14 protein-coding genes are annotated in these 23,718 nt (G+C 45.2%); 10 read left to right on the top strand and 4 right to left on the bottom strand.

The genetic code is table 11. The annotated features are described in order from the left end of the window. Window positions 1-186 precede the first annotated feature (186 nt). From fusA to SO_RS03940, 3 genes are all read right to left on the bottom strand, one after another. Window positions 187-2,280, bottom strand: a complete 2,094-nt coding sequence (fusA, locus tag SO_RS03950) for an elongation factor G (RefSeq protein WP_011071132.1) — start codon at window positions 2,278-2,280, stop codon at window positions 187-189. 438 nt (window positions 2,281-2,718) lie between these two features. Next, window positions 2,719-4,170, bottom strand: a complete 1,452-nt coding sequence (locus SO_RS03945; RefSeq protein ID WP_164925621.1) for a diguanylate cyclase — start codon at window positions 4,168-4,170, stop codon at window positions 2,719-2,721. A gap of 184 nt (window positions 4,171-4,354) precedes the next feature. Continuing rightward, window positions 4,355-8,908, bottom strand: coding sequence for an ATP-binding protein (locus SO_RS03940; RefSeq protein WP_011071130.1), 4,554 nt, complete (start codon window positions 8,906-8,908; stop codon window positions 4,355-4,357). Between the two features lie 122 nt (window positions 8,909-9,030). Between SO_RS03940 and SO_RS03935 the strand changes: the two genes are divergently transcribed. After that, window positions 9,031-9,942, top strand: a complete 912-nt coding sequence (locus tag SO_RS03935; protein ID WP_011071129.1) for a LysR family transcriptional regulator — start codon at window positions 9,031-9,033, stop codon at window positions 9,940-9,942. 228 nt (window positions 9,943-10,170) lie between these two features. Here the strand turns inward: SO_RS03935 and SO_RS03930 are convergent, their stop codons facing one another. Beyond that, a complete protein-coding gene (locus SO_RS03930; RefSeq protein WP_011071128.1) occupies window positions 10,171-10,968 on the bottom strand; it encodes an OXA-48 family carbapenem-hydrolyzing class D beta-lactamase OXA-54 in 798 nt (265 codons plus the stop codon). Between the two features lie 363 nt (window positions 10,969-11,331). Between SO_RS03930 and SO_RS03925 the strand changes: the two genes are divergently transcribed. The 9 genes from SO_RS03925 to SO_RS03885 all read left to right on the top strand — a co-directional run bounded on the left by SO_RS03925 (window position 11,332) and on the right by SO_RS03885 (window position 23,706). Next, entirely contained in the window at window positions 11,332-12,489 is a 1,158-nt protein-coding gene (locus SO_RS03925) for a hypothetical protein (RefSeq protein WP_011071127.1), read from the top strand. Between the two features lie 141 nt (window positions 12,490-12,630). Continuing rightward, entirely contained in the window at window positions 12,631-13,251 is a 621-nt protein-coding gene (locus SO_RS03920; RefSeq protein ID WP_011071126.1) for a SprT family zinc-dependent metalloprotease, read from the top strand. A gap of 138 nt (window positions 13,252-13,389) precedes the next feature. Further along, window positions 13,390-14,166: an endonuclease EndA gene (gene endA / locus SO_RS03915; RefSeq protein ID WP_011071125.1), complete on the top strand. Its 777-nt coding sequence runs from the start codon at window positions 13,390-13,392 to the stop codon at window positions 14,164-14,166. A gap of 8 nt (window positions 14,167-14,174) precedes the next feature. Beyond that, window positions 14,175-14,906, top strand: coding sequence for a 16S rRNA (uracil(1498)-N(3))-methyltransferase (gene rsmE / locus SO_RS03910; RefSeq protein WP_011071124.1), 732 nt, complete (start codon window positions 14,175-14,177; stop codon window positions 14,904-14,906). Between the two features lie 93 nt (window positions 14,907-14,999). After that, the gene (gene gshB, locus SO_RS03905; protein WP_011071123.1) at window positions 15,000-15,947 is read left to right on the top strand and encodes a glutathione synthase; all 948 of its coding nucleotides are present in this window, start codon (window positions 15,000-15,002) and stop codon (window positions 15,945-15,947) included. 72 nt (window positions 15,948-16,019) lie between these two features. Then, window positions 16,020-17,384: an alkaline phosphatase gene (locus tag SO_RS03900; RefSeq protein ID WP_011071122.1), complete on the top strand. Its 1,365-nt coding sequence runs from the start codon at window positions 16,020-16,022 to the stop codon at window positions 17,382-17,384. A 247-nt stretch (window positions 17,385-17,631) separates the two neighbouring features. After that, window positions 17,632-18,660, top strand: coding sequence for a methyltransferase (locus SO_RS03895; protein WP_011071121.1), 1,029 nt, complete (start codon window positions 17,632-17,634; stop codon window positions 18,658-18,660). A 1,016-nt stretch (window positions 18,661-19,676) separates the two neighbouring features. Continuing rightward, window positions 19,677-21,314: a lactate permease LctP family transporter gene (locus tag SO_RS03890; RefSeq protein WP_011071120.1), complete on the top strand. Its 1,638-nt coding sequence runs from the start codon at window positions 19,677-19,679 to the stop codon at window positions 21,312-21,314. A gap of 700 nt (window positions 21,315-22,014) precedes the next feature. Beyond that, entirely contained in the window at window positions 22,015-23,706 is a 1,692-nt protein-coding gene (locus tag SO_RS03885) for a DUF342 domain-containing protein (protein ID WP_011071119.1), read from the top strand. Window positions 23,707-23,718: the final 12 nt, after the last annotated feature.

Raw genomic sequence — 23,718 nt, 5'->3', positions numbered from 1 at the left:
AATGGTGAATGGTGAATGGTGAATGGTGAATGGTGAATGGTGACTCTTGCACCGTCAACCGTCAACCGTCAACCGTCAACCGTCAACCGTCAACCGTCAACCGTCAACCGTGAAACAGCATCGCCCATAAAAAAACCGCTGTAAGCCTTGGCTTAGCAGCGGTCTCTATTCGGATAAAGTTAAGAATTACTTCTTAGCTTCTGCAGCTTTACGCTCTTTAACTTGCTCAACAACTTTGTCCGCAACGCTGTTTGGACATGGGCTGTAGTGTGAGAACTCCATAGAGAACTGACCACGGCCTGAAGTCATTGTACGCAGAGAACCGATGTAACCGAACATTTCTGATAACGGAACGTCAGCCTTAACGCGAACACCAGTGATACCAGCAACTTGGTCTTTGATCATACCGCGACGACGGTTTAAGTCACCGATTACGTCGCCAACGTTGTCATCTGGGCTGAACACGTCAACTTTCATGATTGGCTCAAGCAGTTGTGGTTTAGCTTTAGCAATTGACTGACGGAAGGCCGCTTTAGCAGCGATTTCGAACGCGATTGCTGAAGAGTCAACTGCGTGGTAAGCACCGTCAGTTAATTCGAACTCTACGTCTAACACTGGGAAGCCAGCGATAGTACCAGTGTTCATCATGCTCGCGAAGCCTTTCTCAACTGCAGGCCAGAATTCCTTAGGAACACTACCACCCACAACTGAAGACTTGAATACGAAACCTGAGTTTGGCTCACCAGGACGGATAATGTATTCGATCTTACCGAATTGACCAGAACCACCAGATTGTTTCTTGTGGGTATATTGGTCTTCAACCATCGCAGTGATTGTTTCACGGTATGCCACTTGTGGCTCACCTACAATCAGCTCAACACCGTAAGTACGCTTCAGGATGTCCACTTTAATATCTAAGTGCAGTTCACCCATACCTTTAAGGATGGTTTCACCTGAATCTTCGTCAGTTTCTACGCGGAATGATGGATCTTCTGCGATCATCTTACCGATAGCGATAGCCATCTTCTCGCTGCCGCCTTTGTCTTTTGGCGCTACTGCGATAGAGATAACTGGCTCTGGGAACACCATGGCTTCAAGAGTACATGGGTGCTTAACATCACACAGAGTGTGACCAGTTTGTACGTTCTTCATACCAACGATAGCGATAATGTCACCAGCTTCAGCTGATTCAATTTCGATACGATCGTTCGCATACATTTCGCACATACGGCCGATACGCTCAGTCTTACCAGTAGCACTGTTAAGAATGGTGTCACCTTTCTTCAGGCGGCCAGCATAGATACGTACGAAAGTCAGGGCACCGAAACGGTCATCCATGATCTTGAACGCTAATGCTTTTAATGACTCGTCAGCAGAAACGATAGCGTATTCGCCAGTTTCGTTACCTTCTTCGTCAGTTAAAGGTTGTGGATCAACTTCATCTGGCGCTGGCAAATAGTCAACAACAGCGTCCAGAACCAGTTGCATACCTTTGTTTTTGAATGCGCTTCCGCAGAATGTTGGGAAGAACGCCATAGTACGAGTACCCTTACGGATACAACGTTTCAGGTCTTCAATAGATGGCTCTTCGCCTTCCATGTATGCTTCTAGCAGATCGTCATCTTGCTCAACAGCAGTTTCGATCAGCATTTCGCGGTATTCTTCAACTAAGTCAACCATGTTCGCAGGAACATCTTTCACTTCGAAGTTTTCTGGAATACCAGAATCGTCCCACACGTAAGCTTTGCGAGTTAACAGGTCAACAACACCGCAGAACTCGTCTTCGATACCAATTGGCAGAACCATAACCAGTGGGTTAGCAGCTAAAACGTCTTTAGTTTGCTTAACAACACGTAGGAAGTCAGCACCCATACGGTCTAATTTGTTTACGAAGATGATACGAGCAACTTCAGATTCGTTAGCATAGCGCCAGTTAGTTTCTGATTGAGGCTCAACACCGCCAGAACCACAGAATACAGCGATACCGCCGTCAAGAACCTTCAGAGAACGGTAAACTTCAACGGTGAAGTCAACGTGCCCAGGGGTATCAATAACGTTGAAACGGTGATCTTTCCAGAAGCAGCTTACAGCAGCCGATTGAATGGTAATACCACGCTCAGCTTCCTGAACCATGAAGTCAGTTGTTGATTCACCATCGTGAACTTCACCGATCTTATGGATTTTACCGGTTAGCTTAAGAATACGCTCGGTGGTCGTGGTTTTACCCGCGTCAACGTGAGCGAAGATACCAATGTTTCTGTATTTGGATAATTCGGTCATGATTCAACTTTAATGATTAGTTTAAGAAGTAGACGGAGTATGCGACAAACCACCGACACACCGCACATCAGATTATTTTAGGCGCATATTGTAAATTGGAACCCAGTTATGCGCAAATGGCTCTTGCAATTTTTCACGATAAAGTCGCGGAAAAAATTAAAAAAAAATAAGAAAAATATGTGAAAACAATTAAATAAAAAAATTTAGCTCAATTTTCAAACAATTACCAAAAACCTTAAAAATAAGCGTATTTTCGCCGACATTGACGTTTTTCCATGTGTTAAGCACTCTAAAATAGCAAAAAATCTGCCCAATAAGATCCTTATAGATACATCAACTGATGCTAAATCATCGCTAATCGCTTAGGGTTATTAGCATAAATAGGCAATTTCTAGATAAAAGTGACAATGAGCTTAGGAATTCGTCCAAATTAACAAACTAAGTGTTAAATTCATCCACACAAATCTGATTTCTGCCCAATGCCTTAGCTTGATACAACGCCTTATCAGCTCGCTCAAAACAAGACTGCATAGGCTCGTTGTTCACTAATTTGGCTATGCCAAAACTACAAGTAAGCTGCACATTGCCACTAAAACGATAATCCTTAATCGCTGCAGCAATCCGCTGGCACAAGGTTTTAACTAAGTCGATGGAAGTCTGATGGCACAGAATCACAAACTCCTCGCCTCCCCAACGAGCAACAACATCTGTTTCGCGCACACAATGCTGCAACACCCCAGACAGTTCCATCAAAATGTTATCGCCGACGGCATGGCCTAAGGTGTCATTAATCTCTTTAAAAAAATCGATATCCAGCATTACAAGGCAAATAGCACCTTCGGAGCTAATCTCTGAACGATGTTCATGGACAAACTGGCGATTAAAATAATGTCTGTTATAAAGTTTGGTAAGCGGATCATGGGTGGATAAAAACTCAAGCTCGGCATTGGTGTGCTCTAATCGCAGACGTAAAGCTTCAAGCTGCTCATTTTTATCGGTTAGGCGTCGATTATAACGACTGATAAAGAACGTACGTGTGGCGAGTAAAAACACCACAAGGAGTGTACCAACTATCACTTGGTAGATAAGCAGGTAGTTAGTCTCATCGATGACGGTAATATTGTTCCATTTCTGATAAATCCTAATTCGCTCAAGCTCATCTACGTCATCAAGCACTTGATTAAGTATCGGTAACAGTGCTTCATGACCTAAACTCACCCCCATACGGAGTTCATCTTCCGGCCCTCCCCATCCCGCAATTTTAAGATGGTTAAAACCTGTCTGCTGAATATAAGCATTCACCGAAAACATTGACCCAACAAATAAATCAGCGCGTTTATCGAGCACAGCCTCAAGCCCTGCTGGTTCACTGCCCACTTCGATAATTTTCACTTTAGGATAATAATGTTGAATATACTCGGCGAGACGATAACCTTTAGGCACGGCTAACGTTCGTGAGCCTATATTTTCAAACCCTTGTAAAAAAGGCTGTTCTTTAAGAGAAACCAGCACATTGGGCGAGTGAAAATACACATGGCTAAAATGCAAAAATTGCTCTCGGGTGGCCGTTTTATTTAGCATCGGGGTTAACTCACAGCGCCCAGTTTGTAAAAAATTAAGGGTTTCGGACCAAGATGTTGTGGGAACAAGGCTGAATTTAAAGTTGGAATGGGACTCAATGTAACGAATATAGTCCGATGAGATCCCAACATGCTCTCCCTCCCGAATAGCTTCGTAAGGGAGCCAATCGGGATCAACGCAATAACGGATTAACTGACGGCTACTAGCAGCTTCCTCTGTGACTTTGAGATAGCTCGAAGCCAAACGCTCAGCACTCACGCTTGAGGGTGAGCATAAACAGAAAAACAAAGCCCAAAATCGCCAACCCATGTAGCTTCTCAAATACATTCCATTATTCGCAGACCTAGGTAAAAAGTGTATACACGATATTGAGATAATACCAATACACCAACATTAACCATTGGGTTCAAATTTCGAAGACTCTACTTCTCACGATAAAAAAATACCCGCCGAATTGGCGGGTATTTCAATTAGTTAATCTGCTTATGCAAGATTAATCTTCAACTGGCGATACGACGAAGAGTAAGTCACCTTGCGATACTTGCTGACCATTGCTGTTCAGAATACGCTCAATGCGGTACTTCTTATCTTCTGGATAGAGTACTGCGCCTTGGCGGTTGAAGCCGGCTAAGTTAACCTGCGAGAACATCTTCATCGCTTCAGTTAAGGCAAGCGTTTGTTCAGCAGTAACGATATCACCTTCTTTCACGAAATCAGGTTCGCCTGGCGCTGGAGAGGTATAGAAGATACCTGCGCCTTGGGCTAATACTTTCAGTTCGTTACTTTCACCCACACGGAGCGACTCAGTATCCACACCAACAGTTTCGGCAGCGGCTTCCATTTCAGCGATCAGCGCTGGAATGTCTAGCTCAGCCATAAAGCGTGGCAGGTAGTTAGTATCGTATACGCCTTCTTTGAAGGTGCCATCGCTTAAGATCAGTTTCAGCAATGGAATGTTAGTCGCGATACCTTTAAGCACTACGCTGTCGAGGTAAGCATGAAGTTTCGCGATAACGTCTTCACGGTTTTCACCGCGCATAATCACCTGAGCGATTAAGCTGTCGTAATAAGGTGATACTTCTTTACCCGGTGCGGCAATCGAGATGATTTCCACATCTGGATGATCAGGGAATACACATTCGGTGATCTTGCCAGGATTAGGGATCAACTGAAGTACGCCATGGCTGTCGAGTGCCGCTTTTTCAGCCGTTACACGCACTTCCATCGCATAACCGATTTCTTTCGGCTCTAAGTGCTCGATTGAACGACCCGCTGCGATATCAAATTGTGCGCTCACAATATCGATACCAGAAGTCGCTTCAGTTACTGGATGCTCTACCTGCAGACGGGTGTTCATTTCCATGAAGTACACTTCGTTTGCGTCTAAGTTGTAGATGAACTCAACAGTACCTGCGCCCATGTAATCGGTCGCATCACCTAAGGCACGGGTGTAAGCCAGCACTTGTTTTTTCAGTTCATCTGGCAGCATGGTTGAGCCAGATTCCTCAACGACTTTCTGGTTGTTACGTTGTACAGAACAGTCACGTAAACCAAGAACCTTAGCGTGACCAAACTTGTCGCGCAGTAACTGCACTTCGATATGACGCAGTGAAGTGACATATTTTTCTAAGTACAAATCGCCGTTACCAAAAGCAGCAGCCGCTTCGGTAGCCGTTTTTTGGAATAAACCAATCATATCCTCAGGACGTTTAACGACCTGGATACCTTTACCACCACCGCCTTGTACCGCTTTGAGTAGTACTGGGTAACCAATTTCACTAGCTACGTTTACCGCTTGCTCAGCGTTAGTCAAAATACCGTGTGAACCTGGTACCACTGGCACGTTTTGCGCTTGTGATGTCTTAATTGCGTTCGACTTGTTACCCATAGTCGTCATTGAATGTACGCTAGGGCCAACAAAGTTAACGCCATTGTTGACACACAATGCCGCAAATTGCGGGCTTTCAGACAGGAAGCCGATACCTGGGTGCAGTGCATCAACTTGCTCATATTCAGCCACTTTGAGTACTGAGTATGCGTTCAGGTAACTTTCGTCAGAGGTGTTACCACCTAAACAGACTAGCTTGTCAGACTCTTTCAACATATCCGCAGGTACGGCGGTCATATCAGGATCTGACGCCACCAATACTACGTTGATATTGTTATCATGCGCTTTACGGATCAACTTAACAGCGGTACAACCACGGGCATGAACCAATACTTTATTGATTGGTTTCATCAGCTTACGCGGATCGTTTTGTACAATTTCCTCTTCTTCAGCTGGCGCTTCTACAACCAGTGTTGACAAGGCGTTAATGATAACCTCATTAATCTTAGCCGTCGGCATTGGCATCAATGGATCGATGCTCGCCAATTGATTGTCTAAGTTTTCGCTAAATGGGTTATGGACTAGGCCGGCCATTGCGCCAGGTACTTTCGACAGGTAATTCGACAGTGTCGACGTCGATGGTAAGTACGCAGGAACCACCATTTGACCTGCGAATGGCATGTTAGTACCAGACAGATAGTAAGTTTGCACTAATGGGTGAGTCACAAAACTCGCCTGCGCACCACCGGTACAGTCACCAAAACCAAACATCAGTACAGGCAATTCGTTATCACGGATAAAACGGGTGATACGGTCGTTCACTACCGCCATGGAGAACAGTGCCGCGGCACCTTCTTTGGTTTGCATACCGCCTGAGCTGATAAAGCAAACCACTGGTAGCTTACGCTTAGCACACTCGATCAGCAGCGCAGAAAACTTCTCGGCACTGGCCATATCGAAGGCACCGGCTTGGAATGCAGTGTTAGACACAGCCAGACCCACACGCACTTTTTGACCTTTTTCTTTAAAGTCAGCAATACCAGTGATCAGACCGCAAGGACGAATACCTTTATCTAACGCATCTTCAATTGATAGACGGAAACCAGGGAAGTTGAGCAAGTTAGCCGACATCTTGTCGCCATTGATTTCGTCGAAATGGGTGAAGAATTGCTTAATCACATTTTCCCACGTCATCTTGCCAGTACGTTTTTCGTCACGTAGTACTTTTTGGATCAACAGATCCTGATAACCCATGGTCAAGCGGTTCCAGAAGTCCTTACGACGCCCGATACGTACAGGGTTAATCGCGCCAGTATATTTACTGTGATCGCTTTCACTGTCGAAGTATTCAGGTAATAAACGCTCGAAGAAGTAAGTCAGGATAACGAATAAACTGTCGTTAAGCTGCGGGAAGCCCACACTCTTCCATTGCTCTACACGCACCAGTAAATCGGCACGGTTAGATTGGCCCATAAAATACTTGAGCCACTTGTAGAATTTCGCCTTGTCGTTAGCCGTATCTTGAGTCGACAGCGCATGGTCAATCGACTTATGCAGCAGATTGTTCACTGAATTACGAGACAAGCTCTTTGACATCATGGCTTCTTTCGCGATTGACGCTAAGCTACCCACAACGTTGTCGTAGAGTGAGTTAAAGATCAGGATGTTATGACATTGCCAAATAAAGTCTTCACGCAGCTCATCGTTAACAACAACGTCAAGCACTGTCAGTTGATTTAGCTCAGGCCACTTTGCTTGAGTCACAGACTTAGGCAGATTTTCAAGATGCTGAATTAAGCCCTTAAAGTTGTTCGCAGCATTGCTCTTCCAACGGTGATATAAAGACCAACTGATGTTAAATAACAGTGCCTTACGCGCTTTTTTATAGTTCTCTTTTGGCTCACCCAAAATAAAACGTGTCAGCATATTACGTTCGGTTGAGATTTCATCGCGCTTAGCAATAAAGTTCGCCCATAACTTGTTGAGATCTTCATCGTAAACCAGCTTATCGGGGCTAGCTAACCACGCTTGGAATACACGATCTTGCTCCTGCTGGATACGTGCTAACAGATCCCCCTCAGGCACACTGACACGTGACAAACGTCCGTATTGCTCCTGAGAGATCGAATGAATACGGCTACGCAGCGTTAGATAACGCAGGTAACGATAGGCACTACCAAACAGGTTATGGTGGTTGGTTGGGCTAGTAGCTACGGCTAATTCTGCATTTAGCTCTAATGCCATCAGATTTTTAGATGGATTAAGGAAACGCGCTAAACTGCGATCATAATGCTCGCGTAAATCTTTTGATTCACGCACAAAGTTTACCGCTGCACGCTCAACCGCCTCGATACTACTGATTATCGCACGGCGTAAATTGTGCTGACGCTCGTCACGATCCCCTGGTGAGAAATCGATGATTCCGTCGATACAACCTGAGGTATATAGCTCTTCTGGTGATACACCCACTGATTTCGCACATTCTTGCCAAGATAAGTTGTACTTACGGGCAATACTTTGCAGACCTTGTGGCTGGATCGTGTTGAAAATACCATCGCGCAGCGATAACAGGATGTTTGCCGCTGCTAATGGAATCGCGCCACCAGAGTAACCCGCACCGATAACGATACCCACGGTAGGCACGTCAACGTTGGCACTTTCGGCAATCGCCTTAGAAATAGAATGTGCTTGGTTTTGGCTGTTGGCCACTTCGCCTGCATCGGCCCCAGGGGTATCGATTAAATAGACGATAGGCATAGACAATTCGGCAAAATGACGAATCGCTTTGCAAGCCGCATAGTGATGCTCAGGCATCCACGCACCGTTAGCGGTTGTGCGCTCTTGGGCAATAAAGCCGATACGACGAGTGCGTGAACCGAAATTCAGCTCGACCTCAGCGCTATAGAAAGAGCCCAAGTGGGTTTCCGTGATCAAGCGACCTTTTAGGTCTGCAATGATACGTTTCGCACCAGGACGACCTTTATCTTGGGTCGGCTGGATCACTTTTGCTACGTAACCGTCGACATCTAATGATGCCAAGTCTTTTAAATTTGCCTGAATGGCATCGTCGTTTAAAAGACCTTTAATTTCTTCTGATAAACTCTGTTTGCTGTGTTTAGGAAACAGAGAAAAATCCTTTGCCAAATGCTCGGCCTGTAAAAAAAGCGGATCGGGCGTTTGGGCTTGAGTCATGTGTTTGGGCTGATTATTGCTGGTCATCAAAAGATCCTCTGCTTTAGCCTCTGAAAATTTTTAGCCAATAAATATAACTTTGTTATCCTGCCAAATGCCATTAAACTGCATAAGACGCTATGTTCCAAATATGAGACAGTGGGAAAAACATGCCAGATTTAAACGGTATGATGCTATTTGCAGCCGTAGTGAGAGCAAAGGGATTCTCCCAAGCTGCACGTGAAACCGGCCACCCAAAATCCACCATCAGTCGCAAAATCGCGCAGCTTGAAGAAGAACTTGGCGTGCGATTGTTACAACGCGACACCCGTAACCTGAGCCTTACCCAAGTCGGGGCACTCTTTTATCAACACTGTGATTCCATTCGCAATGAGGTGGAAGCGGCCAAGGCTGTTATCGAGAGCACCCATGATGACGTGTCAGGATCATTACGGATAGCTATTCCGGTCTCTTTTAGCCAAGAATTAATTGCTAACCTCTGTAGCGGATTTATGCGTTTATATCCCAATGTGGAATTGGATGTCCAGTTTACCGACAACGATATCGGTTTAGTGGGTGAAGGATATGACATAGCTATCAAATATGGGCCACTGCAATCATCTGATCTTGTTGCAAGATTACTGTTTGAACGCCAACCAATTCTCGTGGCAAGCCCTGGCTATTTAAAAACGCGTGGCACACCCGCAACGCCCAAGGAGTTGAGCGACCATAGTGGTATATTGTTAGGGACGTCACGCTCTGCACCGATTTGGCCCTTAGGCAAAGGCACCCGCAAAACCATGGTGAGCTTTCAGCGCAAGGTCAGGGTAAATAGCCCCATTATGGTCAAGCAATTAGCCCTTGATGACTTTGGCATTGCAATGCTATCAAACTCCGCTTGCAAGACAGAGCTCGCCAATGGTCAGCTCGTCCCAATTTTACAGGAATGGCCGATGGAACCCTTTAAAGTCTATGGGGTGTATTCGAGTCGTAGGCAATTAGCCACCAATATCAGTGCCTTTTTAGACTTCTTTGTTAAACGCTTTAGCAGTCAAGAAAGCTTGCAATCCTTGATGGGCTAGCCCTTTTGACTCTGCAGCCTGCAGTTTACTTGCTGAGTCATTTTAAGCGTCAGTTGTCCTGAGATAACAAAAGGCCTAGCGAATTTACGCTAGGCCTTTGACGCTAATGCATTGAGCATTAAGGACTTACGTATCAGTGCATCAGTGCATCAGTGCATCAGTGCATCAGTGCATCAGTCTATAAATGTTTACAGCCGTTATGGCAGCGAGTTAGCAACATAAGCACATCTATGGAATTATCTTTTCCTGTTTAAGCACTTCTTTAGTGATGGCTTGACGTAGCCCTAAACCATCAGCCGTAGGCATATCCATATTCATCGCGAAGAACCACACATTATCATCGAGTTCAACCCAACCGACCCACCAACCGATCTGAGGCTCAATTCTGGTCGAGTATCCGGTTTTAGCGCGGATTATGTAGTCACTATTAGCCTCGGTAAGCATGGCTTGCTTGACGATACGCTGACTGCGTTCTGATACATGCAACTTGTTATGATACAGCTTTCGTAGAAATGCGACTTGCTCCGTTGCCGAAATCCGAATGCCGCCATCGAGCCAAAAGCTGTCTAGATTGCCCGAAATATCTTCATTGCCATAATCAAATGCGTGCAACATTTTACTCATGCGCGCCTGCCCAATTTGGCGCGCAAACTCTTGATACACGGGCACGACCGAGTATTTCATCGCAGTGATTAAGTCATGGTCGCGATTCCACGCCGCGATATCCCGAGTCTGTCCATCCCATTTAAAGACTTGATGCTCATCCTTCACGACACCTAAATCCAAGGCAATCAAGCTATTGGGGATTTTAAAGGTCGATGCGGGTAAAAATGCTTGGTTTGCCCGCTTAAGATTATTGGTAAATCCTTGCTGTTTGTTCTCGTTCCAAAGCACTATCACACCCTGCGCTTTATGTTCCGAAAAATGAGTATTCCAACTCGGTTTTTCCTGCCATTCGTTTGCCATCGCCGGCATGCCAACAATCGATGCCACCACTAATACAGCCGATAAGGCTAACACACGCATAATATCCCCTTGCTTAATGCAATATGCCATATAAATGAAGCACTAAGATTATCACTCTCTTAAGCACCATGTCCTAGCAAACTGCTGACCAATTGTGGCAAAAATAAGGCACAAGTTCGAAACAGATACAGCAGGATTATCACTGCCACAAAGCGACACAAACAAATAAACATGACTTTGGATCAACACCAACTATGCAAAAGCGGAATAAGATCCTCGAATCCCTATGGGTAAACTCTTATACTCAACGCTATCCTTTGTCACTTTTTGGCATAAGCTAATATCTTCCGAGGGTAAAGCCATCCAGTACGCCTTAGGAGCATCGCCTTTTCCCAGTAAATAACTAATAAAAAGGAAACGCCAATGTTAAAGCCCAGCCTTGTTTTTATCCTTGCCAGCGCAATTGCCCAAACCGCAGGTGCAGTGCAACTCCTAGGGGATGTTGAAGTGTCTCGCATTGCCACTGCGGAAAAAACCATGGCGGAAGTGGTCAATCGCTATCAAGCGTTGGATGAAGGCTTAGCGTCCCAGTTATTTGCTCAGAAAAATGAGCGCGATGCGACCCAACTTGCCGCCCGCCAAGGTCATAGGCTGTGGCAACAAGCAGTGCGCGATGTGCAATCAGGGCATTTTGACGACCGCTCTCTCTACTGGGCGCGACTCGCTATGCTAAACAGCCTGAAAACCCATAACCCCAATTTTAATATGGCCGATTGGCAACAACAGATTTTGTCCAGCGCCGTCGAAAAAGCATCACGGGGTTTTAGTGATATTCAATATGGTGACGATGTACAAATTAAAATCTTCCTCACCGGCTTCGACCCTTTCTTCCTCGATAAAGATATCAGCCAAAGTAATCCTTCGGGTCTAACCGCCCTCGCCCTCGACGGTTTTCGATTTGATGTTAACGGTAAAAAGGCGCAAATCGAAACCGCGATGATCCCCGTGCGCTTCGAGGATTTCGACCAAGGTATTATCGAATCCCTGCTCAGCCCCGTTTATCGCGATCCTAAAACCCAATTGGTGTTTACGGTTAGCATGGGGCGTAGCGACTTTGACCTTGAACGCTTCCCTGGGCGTAACCGCAGCGCCGCTGCACCTGATAACCAGAATCTATATACCGGCGCCAGTAAAACCGCACCCGTTGCCCCCAAACTCAATGGCAAAGACTTTGCCGGCCCTGAGTTTGTCGAGTTTTCGCTGCCCGTAGCCGCGATGCAACTTAAAGACGGCCAGTGGAAAGTCAATGATAACCACACGGTGACCACCCTAGGTCGCGGTGAGTTTAATGCCAGTTCATTAAGCGAGCTGCAAAATGAAACCTCGGTCGAAGGCTCAGGTGGCGGTTATCTCTCTAATGAAATATCCTATCGTGCTATCGTGTTACAGCAAAAATTCAATAGCCACGCACAAGTTGGCCATATCCACACTCCAAAGGTAAAAGGCCATGACAGCGATACCGAGCACGCCATAGTCGAACATATCCGCACTATGGTGATGCAGGCCGCAGCGAGTCTATAGCGATGACGACGCAGACTGGCATAATCAGCAAGCGTTCGTTATTATGCGAACGCTTGCTGACTAGCTATTCGAGCGAGTGCTTTAGCGGATAATGCCTAATCACAAACGGTTGCATGTAAGAGAGAGTTAACACCTAAATCTATGTTTACCCAAGGCTCTTTACCCAAGTTTTTACTCAGCGCACTTAGCCGTAATCCAAGCGCCAATACCAATACAGCTGAACATCCCCAGTCAAAGCCCAATACGCGTTTTGCCAACCAGACTAAAACCAACGCCAAACCACTCACACCGGTACAACAGCAAATCCTTGAACGTATTGAAGACTGCTACCAACAGGCTGAAGCCTATTTCAAACGTGCTTTCCCGCGGCCAACCACTCAATTTACCCTTAGGGGACGAAGTGCAGGCACAGCGCATTTGCAGCAAAATCGTCTACGCTTTAACCCCGTGTTACTGCGGGAAAACAGCGAGGCATTTTTAGCCGAAGTCGTACCCCACGAGATCAGCCATTTGTTGTGCTTTCAAATTTTTGGCAAAACGAAACCCCATGGCCGTGAGTGGCAATCGATTATGCTGAAACTCTTTAAGATAAGCCCTAACACTACCCACAATTTCGATACTCAGTCAGTTAAGGGAAAAGACGTTGAATACCGCTGTGCCTGCGGCCCAATTCGACTGGGTATTCGCCGCCATAATAAAGTATTAAGGGGTGAAACCCGTTATTTGTGTAAACGCTGCCATACCCATCTCACGCTTGCCTAACCAGCCCAATAGCGGACAATAAAGCAACATCCCCGGCAAAAAGTACGAGTCATTTGCATAAGGCGCAGTATTTCCCTTACCATTCAGACATAAAAGACGAGCCATAGGCTCGCGTAGTACTGATTATTTTTGGGATAAATGTTGAACAACACCTCAATCGCCTTAAGGTCTCGGCAAGTATTGCTGTGCCTATTTAGTTGGCTGGCGGTTTCCGCCTCAGCCAATGCATCCCCTTCGCATCCAAGCAGTTTTAGTCAAGCCAAGGTCTTGTCTCAATCCTTATACCAAGGCACTCGCCAAGGCACCCTGCCCGCAGTGAGTTTTTACTGTGGCTGCAATATTGAAATTAAAGGCAAATCATGGAAGCCGGATTTAACGAGCTGTGGTTACCAAGTCCGCAAGCAAGAAACCCGCGCTAACCGTATCGAATGGGAACATATCGTCCCCGCGTGGGAATTTGGCCATCAACTGCAATGCTGGCAACAAGGCGGTCGTAAAAACTGCGCCGATAGCAGCAAGGAATTTAATAAGATGGAAGCGGATATGCACAACTTAGTACCCGCTATTGGAGAGGTAAACGGTGATCGCAGTAACTTCCGTTTTAGTCAGTGGAACGGTAAAACTGGTCAATATGGTCAATGCGAAATGGTCATTGATTTTAAGAATCGCCAAGCACAACCGCCCGCCAATGCCCGCGGAAAGATTGCTCGCACTTACTTATATATGCAGCAAACCTATGGCCTTAAAATCGCCTCTTCGCAATTAAAATTATTCAAAGCATGGGATAAAAGCTATCCAGTTGATACTATTGAATGCAAACGCGATAACGCCATAGCGCAGATCCAAGGTAATCATAATCCTTTTGTACAACATGCCTGTAATGCGCCGCCACTGCGCCAACAATTAGCCGAATAAGGTCGACAATGAGAGTTCCAAGAATTTATCAACCTCAGCCATTAGCCGTAAACCAACAGCTGAATTTAGACGAAGATGGTGCAGCCCATATCGGCAAAGTGCTGCGCATGGGCAATGGCGAGCAAATTAGCCTGTTTAATGGCGATGGTCATGATTATCTTGCCGAAATTATCGATGCGGCTAAAAAATCGGTCACGGTAAAAGTGTTGTCCTGTGAAGCCAATCCATCAGAATCGCCCCTAAACCTCCATTTAGGCCAAGTGATTTCCCGTGGCGATCGCATGGAATTCACCATTCAAAAATCCGTTGAGCTAGGGGTGAATACTATTACGCCACTGTTTTCCGACCGTTGCGGCGTCAAACTCAGTGGTGAGCGTCTCGACAAAAAAATCCAACAATGGCAAAAGATAGTCATCAGTGCCTGTGAGCAATCCGGTCGCAGCCAAGTGCCCGTAGTCCGCCCAGCGATGGAGTTACAGCAATGGTGTAGCGAACCGACCAGCGCACTAAAACTCAACTTGCACCCAAGGGCGGCGCACGGTATCAATGGCTTAGATTTATCCCATACGCGCGTGCGACTGTTGATTGGCCCCGAGGGTGGATTATCGGCAGAAGAAATCGCCATGACGGAAACCCATCAGTTTACCGATGTGTTACTTGGCCCCCGAGTGCTGCGGACCGAAACAGCCTCACTCACCGCGATCACCGCGCTGCAACTCAGATTCGGTGACTTAGGTTAATCGCTATCTGATTAATCGTTAGCAGGCTAACTGGTTACAGGCTAATCCCTAAATGCTTCTTGCCAGCAATGGCAACCAATAAGGAACAGATTAATGATAAAACTCGGCATAGTGATGGACCCCATCAGTGAGATCAACATTAAGAAAGACTCCAGTTTTGCCATGCTAATGGCCGCGCAGGAAAGGGGTTATCAACTGTTTTATATGGAAATGGCAGACCTCGCCATCGTAAACGGTGTAGCCATGGGCAATATGCGGCCATTGAAAGTCATGAATGATGCCAATCACTGGTTTGAACTGGGCGAAGCCAAAGATACGCCGCTAAGCGAACTTAATGTCGTGTTAATGCGTAAAGACCCGCCCTTCGATACCGAATATATTTACGCCACTTACATGCTAGAGCGCGCCGAAGAACAAGGCGTGTTAATCGTCAACAAGCCTCAAAGCCTGCGTGATGCCAACGAAAAGTTGTTCACCGCTTGGTTTAGTGAATTTACCCCTGAGACCATAGTGACTCGCGATGCCAATCGTATCCGCGCGTTTCACCAAGCTAAGGGCGATATTATCCTCAAGCCATTAGACGGCATGGGTGGCACCTCGATTTTTCGCGTCAAACAGGACGACCCGAACCTTGGGGTGATCATCGAAACCTTGACGCAATACGGCAACCAATATGCGATGGCGCAGGCCTTTATTCCTGAAATCACCAAGGGCGATAAGCGCATTCTGGTGGTAGATGGCGAGCCCGTGCCCTACGCCTTAGCCCGTATTCCCAAAAAAGGCGAAACCCGCGGAAACTTAGCGGCTGGCGGCAGCGGTGTTGCCCAACCATTATCGGATTCCGATTGGAAAATCGCCCGCGCCATTGGCCCTGAGCTGAAAAAACGCGGCCTTATTTTTGTAGGTCTCGATGTGATTGGCGACAAACTCACTGAAATTAACGTCACCAGCCCAACGTGTATCCGCGAAATCCAAGCGGCGTTTGATGTCGATATCACAGGCATGCTGTTCGATGCAATCGAAACTCGTCTTGGTCAGTAACCTTGTACGCCTAAGCGATTAATTATTAATATAAGGCGCCTTAAGAGCGCCTGCGACTTCTAGGGATCTGATATGAGTATCACCAAAGCGCCACTGTTACTGCTTGGTATGAGTTTATGGCTATCCTCACCCACATTTGCAGCAGAAGCTGGTGCCAATGAGACTGACCCAGTCAAAGCGCCATCGCGCCCCAAAAATATTGTCATTATGATTGGTGACGGCATGGGGCCTTCCTACACTAGCGCCTACCGCTATTACAAAGACAATCGAGATACCGAAGAAGTCGAACAAACCGTCTTCGACCGTTTATTGGTTGGGATGGCGAGCACATATCCCGCCAGTGTCAGTGGTTATGTTACCGACTCGGCCGCCGCAGCGACGGCCCTTGCTACAGGAGTCAAATCCTATAACGGTGCCATCTCGGTCGATACTCAAAAACAGCCACTACCCACCATTTTAGAAAAGGCCAAATCCTTAGGCTTAAGCACAGGGGTGGCCGTTACCTCACAAATTAACCATGCCACGCCAGCGGCTTTTTTATCCCATAACGAGAGCCGTAAAAACTACGATGCACTGGCATTAAGTTATCTGCAAACCAATGCCGATGTGTTTTTAGGTGGTGGACAAAAATATTTCTCCCCAGAGTTGCTAGCCCAATTTACCTCCAAGGGATATCAACATATTACGCGCTTTGAAGAGCTTGCCAGCATTAGCCAACCTAAAGTGATAGGTCTGTTTGCCGAGGTGCAACTTCCATGGGCTATCGATGAGAAAGATGCCAAAAAACTCAGTACCTTGACTCAAAAAGCCCTCAATTTACTGTCACAAAATGAACAAGGCTTTGTACTGCTGGTTGAAGGCAGCCTTATCGACTGGGCGGGGCATAATAATGATATTGCCGCCGCAATGGGCGAAATGGATGAGTTTGCCAACGCAATTGAAGTCGTAGAGCAATTTGTGCGACAGAATTCCGATACCTTAATGGTGATCACCGCAGATCATAGTACTGGCGGCCTGTCGATTGGCGCCGATGGCAACTACAACTGGAATCCCGAGATCCTGCGTAATATCTCCGCCAGCGCTGATACACTTGCGCAAGCAGCTATAAGCGGTGACGCTTGGCAAGCCGATTTATCTCGCGGTTTAGGCTTTGCACTTACCGAAGAAGAAACCTCTAAGTTAAGTGCTGCCAGAACGCAAGGCGCGGAAACCTTGGCGGTGGCGATTCGCTATGTAATTGATAAGCGTACTGATACGGGTTGGACAACGGGCGGTCATACGGGTATGGATGTGCAAGTGTTTGCCGCCGGCCCAGCTTCAGAGCTATTTAACGGCCATCAAGACAACACAGATATCGCCAATAAAATTTTTAGCCTGTTACCTAAACCTAAGAAGCCAAAAACCCCAGCACCTACAACGGTGCAGCCACAGGGCTAGTTTGCTGCTACTTACTGCTATTTGCTAAAAATAATAGTCCACGCGAATATCGCGCCAGCTAACAGCTTAAAGGCAACCGTGTTTTACATAGTTGCCTTTTTTATTGGCCTTGGTTTACTTAGGCAAAATTCATGTTCATTTTGCCAAGTCGATTAATTTCACACATTTATCCAAGCAGGGATGTAGGCTGGCTCGAAGCCGAATAAGAGGTATAATGCCCACACTTATTTTTTTCGGTAGCCGCACAGTGTTAACTAATCCATCACAAGTCATCATCCGTAATCAGGAAACCCTGAGCCAACATAAAGTATTAGTGCTAAATCATGAGGCTGATTTACTACCAAAAGCACTGCTTGATGTCGCAAGTTCAGTCGATGCCCTCGCCTTGGATTACCACCATTATCTGCATCTAGCGCCGCAGGCGAATAATAAACTGCGTTGCTATTTCGGCCATCAACTGCCGCATCAAAATAAGTACAATACCGTTATCGTGTACTTCCCTAAGGCTAAGCCGTTAGCGCCCTACTTATTTAATCTGGCCGCCCAGCATTTAGTGCCTAATGGTCAATTACTGGTGGTGGGGGAAAACAAAGGCGGCATAAAATCCTTAGTCAAACTGCTGCCTAATTATTTCGCTGCGGGCGTCAAACTCGATAACGCCCGCCATAGCCTACTCTTTGGCAGCAGCTTAATTGATACCGCCCCAGAGATAACACTCAGCGATTGGGCTAGCCAGTATCAACTTTCCACCCCACAAGGGAACATCACCATCTGCAATTTGGTCGGTGTTTTCAGTGAAAAGCATTTAGACCAAGGCACTGAGCTATTGTTGTCGCATCTGCCAACGCTATCTGGTCGGGTACTGGATTTTGGCTGTGGCGCCGGCGTGATTGCCGCTACGCTACTCAAAGCACAGCCTACACTATCGTTGGAATGTATTGATATCAATGCCATGGCGCTGGCATCCTGCGAACTTACGCTGGCGGCAAATGGCATGATGGCCAAGGTTTATCCTTCCGATGGTCTTGCCCAAACCAGTGGCAAATTCGATGGTATTATTTCTAATCCTCCGTTCCACGATGGGCTTGCTAGCACCACTAATATCGCCCAGCGCTTTGTGGCTGATAGTGCTAAACAATTACAATCAAAAGGCATTTGGCAAATCGTGGCTAACCGCCATCTGCCCTACTCGGACACAATCGCCGCCGAGTTTGGCCAATTAACCGTGCCTGCTGAGAATAACAAATACAAACTCTATTATTTCCAACAGTCTTGATATAGCAGCTAAGCTTCACTTAATTCTGTTATTGAGCGGGAAAACTTCATTCTCCGCTCGATAATAGGAAGAGTACTCAGCATAACGAGAATATCGGCGCCCTAATCTGGCGTTTCCATATTAATCTAAATGACTACGCTAAATAACAGTCAGTTTCCCTGGAAGTATCAACTGTTATTATTCAATAAATTACTAAACGGAATTTAATTTAAAAAACTCTTAATAACCTAACCAAAATATCCGATTTTTTTTACAGTAACGAAATACCAACACACACTCCCTCACAAGTTTTAATTTCAGCAAAAAACATTCAACCAAACAAAGTCGCTTATTTTTGACACATGCACAAATAATTTTTATCTGACACGACAATTAAAGCATTTAAGTTCGATGTAACTACGATTTTAATCCACAACAGCTAAATAATCTTGAGTCAAACCGTTCATCACATCATCACATCATCACATCATCACATCATCACATCATCACATCATCACATCATCACATCATCACATCATCACATCATCACATCATCACATCATCACATCATCACATCATCACATTACCAAAACGCATATAAATAGCGATTTAAAGCACATTAAAAATAACAAATAAATAAATTCAACGTGCGCTCGAATCTATAAATTTAAGAATAAAATCATAAATAAATCTAATATTTAAAAACAATTTCATTATAAAATTAGTCATACCTTCCACTTTAAACAATAAAATCATTAGTTATACTTCAAAAATTTATACCTTGATTAACCCAGCAAACAAAACGCATTGACAACGCACACCTCAAAAATAACTAATTTAGCTATACCGCAAGCACATGCCTTATATCTTATTTTTTTGCTATTTGCGCCTTTAAACCTCTCACCTACCCCCACATTGCGTGACCAATGTCACTTATTGAAGAATAAAATATTACTCCAACATCACTAAACATTAGTATCTGTAATGTTGCATACACAATACTGTTTATTACTATATTATAACCATATGGACCCCCTATGACTTGGACCCAAACATATACGCCACTCGGTAGCTTGTGGCTCACCGCAATCGTGGCTTTACTGCCTATTGTGTTTTTCTTTCTCGCTTTGACGGTGTTAAAACTGAAAGGTCATATTGCCGGAGCATTAACCTTATTAATTGCCTTAGCAGTAGCGATCATCACTTACAAAATGCCTGTAAGTATAGCATTAGCTTCAGCTATCTATGGTTTTAGCTATGGTCTCTGGCCTATTGCTTGGATTATTATCACTGCAGTGTTTTTGTATAAAATTACTGTTAAAACAGGCCAATTCGAGATTATTCGTTCTTCAGTAATCTCTGTCACCGAAGATCAACGGTTGCAAATGCTATTGGTCGGTTTCTCATTTGGTGCCTTCCTTGAGGGGGCTGCAGGTTTTGGCGCTCCAGTTGCTATTACAGCTGCGTTACTCGTGGGACTTGGGTTTAATCCATTGTATGCAGCAGGACTGTGCTTAATCGCAAATACGGCGCCAGTAGCCTTCGGAGCCATGGGTATCCCTATTATCGTAGCGGGTCAAGTGTCATCACTAGATCCATTCCATATTGGACAACTCGCAGGCCGTCAGTTACCGATATTATCGATTATTGTTCCCTTCTGGCTTATCGCAATGATGGATGGTATCAGGGGAATACGTCAAACCTGGCCAGCAACGTTAGTTGCAGGTGTTTCATTTGCGGTTACCCAATTTTTGACCTCAAACTTTATCGGACCAGAATTACCCGATATTACTTCGGCGTTAGTCAGTTTAATTTGTTTAACGTTATTTTTAAAAGTTTGGCAGCCAAAAGAAATTTTCACCTTCTCAGGGATGAAACAAAGAGCTGTTACGCCTAAATCTACTTTCTCAAATGGCCAAATATTTAAAGCCTGGTCTCCATTTATTATTCTCACGGCGATTGTGACGTTATGGAGTATCAAAGATGTGCAGCTGGCATTAAGTTTTGCCACTATCAGTATTGAAGTTCCTTACCTACATAACTTAGTTATCAAAACTGCGCCTATTGTCGCTAAGGAAACCCCTTATGCAGCAATATATAAACTTAATTTATTAGGCGCTGTTGGAACAGCAATTTTAATCGCAGCAATGATCTCAATTGTGGTCCTTAAAATGTCAATAAGTAATGCACTGACATCCTTTAAAGACACTTTAATTGAATTAAGATTCCCGATATTGTCAATTGGATTAGTATTAGCATTTGCCTTTGTTGCAAACTATTCAGGTCTATCTTCAACCTTAGCACTCGTGCTCGCAGGCACTGGCGTAGCATTCCCCTTCTTCTCGCCATTCTTAGGTTGGTTAGGTGTATTTTTAACAGGCTCAGACACCTCATCAAATGCCTTATTTGGTGCACTACAAGCCAATACCGCCAACCAAATCGGTGTAACACCCGAGTTATTAGTCGCAGCAAACACTACAGGTGGTGTAACTGGCAAAATGATTTCACCTCAATCAATTGCCGTTGCCTGCGCAGCTACGGGATTGGCAGGTAAAGAATCAGACCTTTTCCGCTTTACCCTAAAGCACAGTTTATTTTTCTGTACTTTTATTGGTGTACTGACAGTATTGCAAGCATACATAGTCCCTTGGACACTGGTATTTTTCACAAAATAATTTAATATCAAGGACATGTTTAAAGCCGAGTGATAAATCACTCGGCTTTTTTTATGCATATCTCTTGCAAAGGCGGTGAATGAAAAAGGGGTCATTCCCCCAAATTAACGGCGAATATTTTTCACCTCAGTTGCTAGTTCAGATCAATAGAGAAATTCTGCAAAGTGCGGCAACCGTTAATTAAGTAAAAACAATTAAATTCAATACCTTAAAAGGCATAAATTTAAACTCCCTAGATATTGTTTAGACTTAACAATACCAGATAGAAAACTTTTCCCCTTTGCAAAGCGCATAATGAACGAGGTTAGCCCCCCTTTACTGGGCCTGTTTGCAAACAACAATTTCATGATTTTGTGAACGGAATCAATAGCAGTCCCCCCTTAATGACCCCCAATTTATGGCTAATTGACAGCCCTATCATAAGCGCTTGCGTTGTAAAGTTTAGTTTTTGTTAACAGCAAAAAACTAACTAAATCAACGTTCATGCTAAAAATATGGCAAAAAACCAATGATAACACTGGCTAACAGGGTGTTAATCAAATAAAAATCTATTTAAAAATCAACAAATAGACCATCAGCAACAAACTAACTACATTTACCTTTTTCCGCGTCAAAAAGGCTTCTTTGGACAAAGTTTCTACTGTTATACTCGCGTTAGTCGATAAAACAAAAATAAAACAACCGAGTAGGAAGCGCTCATATGTTGGCCCCTGAACTCCTCGAGTTAAGCAGTGACAAAAGCCAGGCGGAATTACGCCTGATCCCTAAAGATCATGGTCCTATCAACCGTGATGATGTGATGCGCCTTTTGTCTCTCCCTGAGTTTTGTTTACTGCATCCGCTTGATCAGGCAATTGATAAAGTGGTCGCGCAAACCAACACCTTATGCAATCAAGATAAGGGGAAATTTGAGCTGTTTGCCGTACTGGCGGAGCGCCGTGATGGTAGCGTTAAGATCGAAATCAGCCCTGATAAAATGCTCGCGACAATGACCTTAACCGCACCTTGTGGAGGCAAAGCGGTCGACTTACCAGAAATTCTCACTGAACTTAAAAAAAACAATGTTTGCATGGGGTTAAGCAAACTAAAAATCCAAACCTTGCTACAAAAAATGACCAAACTCAAACCCGGTAATAGCTGCAAAAATGAAATAGCCCAAGGCAAACACGCCATAAACGGCCAAAATGCCGTACTGGAGCGTAAGGTGTCGCTGGCCCGTGAACGCTTACTCCAGCCACAGGAGCGGGAAGACGGCACAGTCGATATGCGTAATCTTGGCTCCATGATTATGGTCAAGCCCAACGATATTTTGATGATAAAACACCCCGCGACAGAAGGCTCCCCCGGTTATAACATTAAGGGCGAAGTGATTAAGCAAAAGCCAGGAAAAGATCTGCCACTACAAGCAGGTACAGGTGCTGACTTCCATCCCAAAGATCCCAATAAACTCATCGCAACAGTCGCAGGGCAACCCGTTGAAACCCGTACAGGCGTGAATGTCGATGACGTGTTACAGGTCAAAGACGTGGACATCAGCACAGGTCATGTCACCTTTAAAGGCAGTATTTTAATCACTGGTGACGTGCATGAGGGCATGATAGTGAAAAGTGCTGGTGACATTACCGTCATGGGTTTTGTCGATTCAGCCACCCTTGAGGCGGAAGGTGATATTACCGTCAGTAAAGGTGTGATCGGCAGGCAAATTCGCGTCAATGAGTTTTCCACTAACCTCACAGCACAAGGACAGATCAGCGCCCAATTTGTGCAATATTCCCAATTAACCGCGAAGGGGAATATTTTAATTACAAAACAATTACTTCATAGTAATACCAAAACGGCTGGAACCCTGACGGTAAGCGATACCAGCGGCCGTCGTGGTGACTTAATTGGTGGTATCGCCCATGCAGAAAAAGGGCTAATTGCGGTCGCCATTGGAGCTACCGCTGGCACTAAAACAGAAGTATTTTGTGCGATGGAGCAAGGTGAGCTCAAACAAAACCTTAAACACATTGAAGAAAGTGTTCAGGCAATGGTGCTTGCAACACTGGATATTGAGGCTCGGCTAAAAAAGCTACCGCCCAAATCGGAATGGCAAAATGATCCCGTGATGATCGAGCAAATTAAGATAATGCTCGATGAGAAAAATCGCATCTTGAATGAACGTATCCGCGAAGAGCTTGAGTTTGACGGTCTAAAGCAAGAAGTTGAAAGCTATTTTGATAAATACCATATCGACGTTATTAAGCACGTCTTCCTCAATGTCGAGTTTCATATCGGCCAAGCCAATCATAGAACGACCCGCGAACACGGCACTTGCTCGATCTCCAATATCAATCAAGAGATTAACTTTGATTACAATGCCAAGCCCAAGGCTCAAGGAGCCACAAATTAGCTTGTGTGTTGA

Source organism: Shewanella oneidensis MR-1 (genome assembly GCF_000146165.2).
GTDB lineage: Bacteria > Pseudomonadota > Gammaproteobacteria > Enterobacterales > Shewanellaceae > Shewanella > Shewanella oneidensis.
Note: the sequence above shows the minus strand (reverse complement) of the source record. Positions and strands in the feature narration are given on the sequence as shown.

Bases quoted from the DNA above. Each gene is read 5' to 3' on its own strand.
- fusA (WP_011071132.1), bottom strand. From the start codon at position 2,280: ATGACCGAATTATCCAAATACAGAAACATTGGTATCTTCGCTCACGTT.
- SO_RS03945 (WP_164925621.1), bottom strand. From the start codon at position 4,170: ATGGGTTGGCGATTTTGGGCTTTGTTTTTCTGTTTATGCTCACCCTCA.
- SO_RS03940 (WP_011071130.1), bottom strand. From the start codon at position 8,908: ATGACCAGCAATAATCAGCCCAAACACATGACTCAAGCCCAAACGCCC.
- SO_RS03935 (WP_011071129.1), top strand. From the start codon at position 9,031: ATGCCAGATTTAAACGGTATGATGCTATTTGCAGCCGTAGTGAGAGCA.
- SO_RS03930 (WP_011071128.1), bottom strand. From the start codon at position 10,968: ATGCGTGTGTTAGCCTTATCGGCTGTATTAGTGGTGGCATCGATTGTT.
- SO_RS03925 (WP_011071127.1), top strand. From the start codon at position 11,332: ATGTTAAAGCCCAGCCTTGTTTTTATCCTTGCCAGCGCAATTGCCCAA.
- SO_RS03920 (WP_011071126.1), top strand. From the start codon at position 12,631: ATGTTTACCCAAGGCTCTTTACCCAAGTTTTTACTCAGCGCACTTAGC.
- endA (WP_011071125.1), top strand. From the start codon at position 13,390: ATGTTGAACAACACCTCAATCGCCTTAAGGTCTCGGCAAGTATTGCTG.
- rsmE (WP_011071124.1), top strand. From the start codon at position 14,175: ATGAGAGTTCCAAGAATTTATCAACCTCAGCCATTAGCCGTAAACCAA.
- gshB (WP_011071123.1), top strand. From the start codon at position 15,000: ATGATAAAACTCGGCATAGTGATGGACCCCATCAGTGAGATCAACATT.
- SO_RS03900 (WP_011071122.1), top strand. From the start codon at position 16,020: ATGAGTATCACCAAAGCGCCACTGTTACTGCTTGGTATGAGTTTATGG.
- SO_RS03890 (WP_011071120.1), top strand. From the start codon at position 19,677: ATGACTTGGACCCAAACATATACGCCACTCGGTAGCTTGTGGCTCACC.
- SO_RS03885 (WP_011071119.1), top strand. From the start codon at position 22,015: ATGTTGGCCCCTGAACTCCTCGAGTTAAGCAGTGACAAAAGCCAGGCG.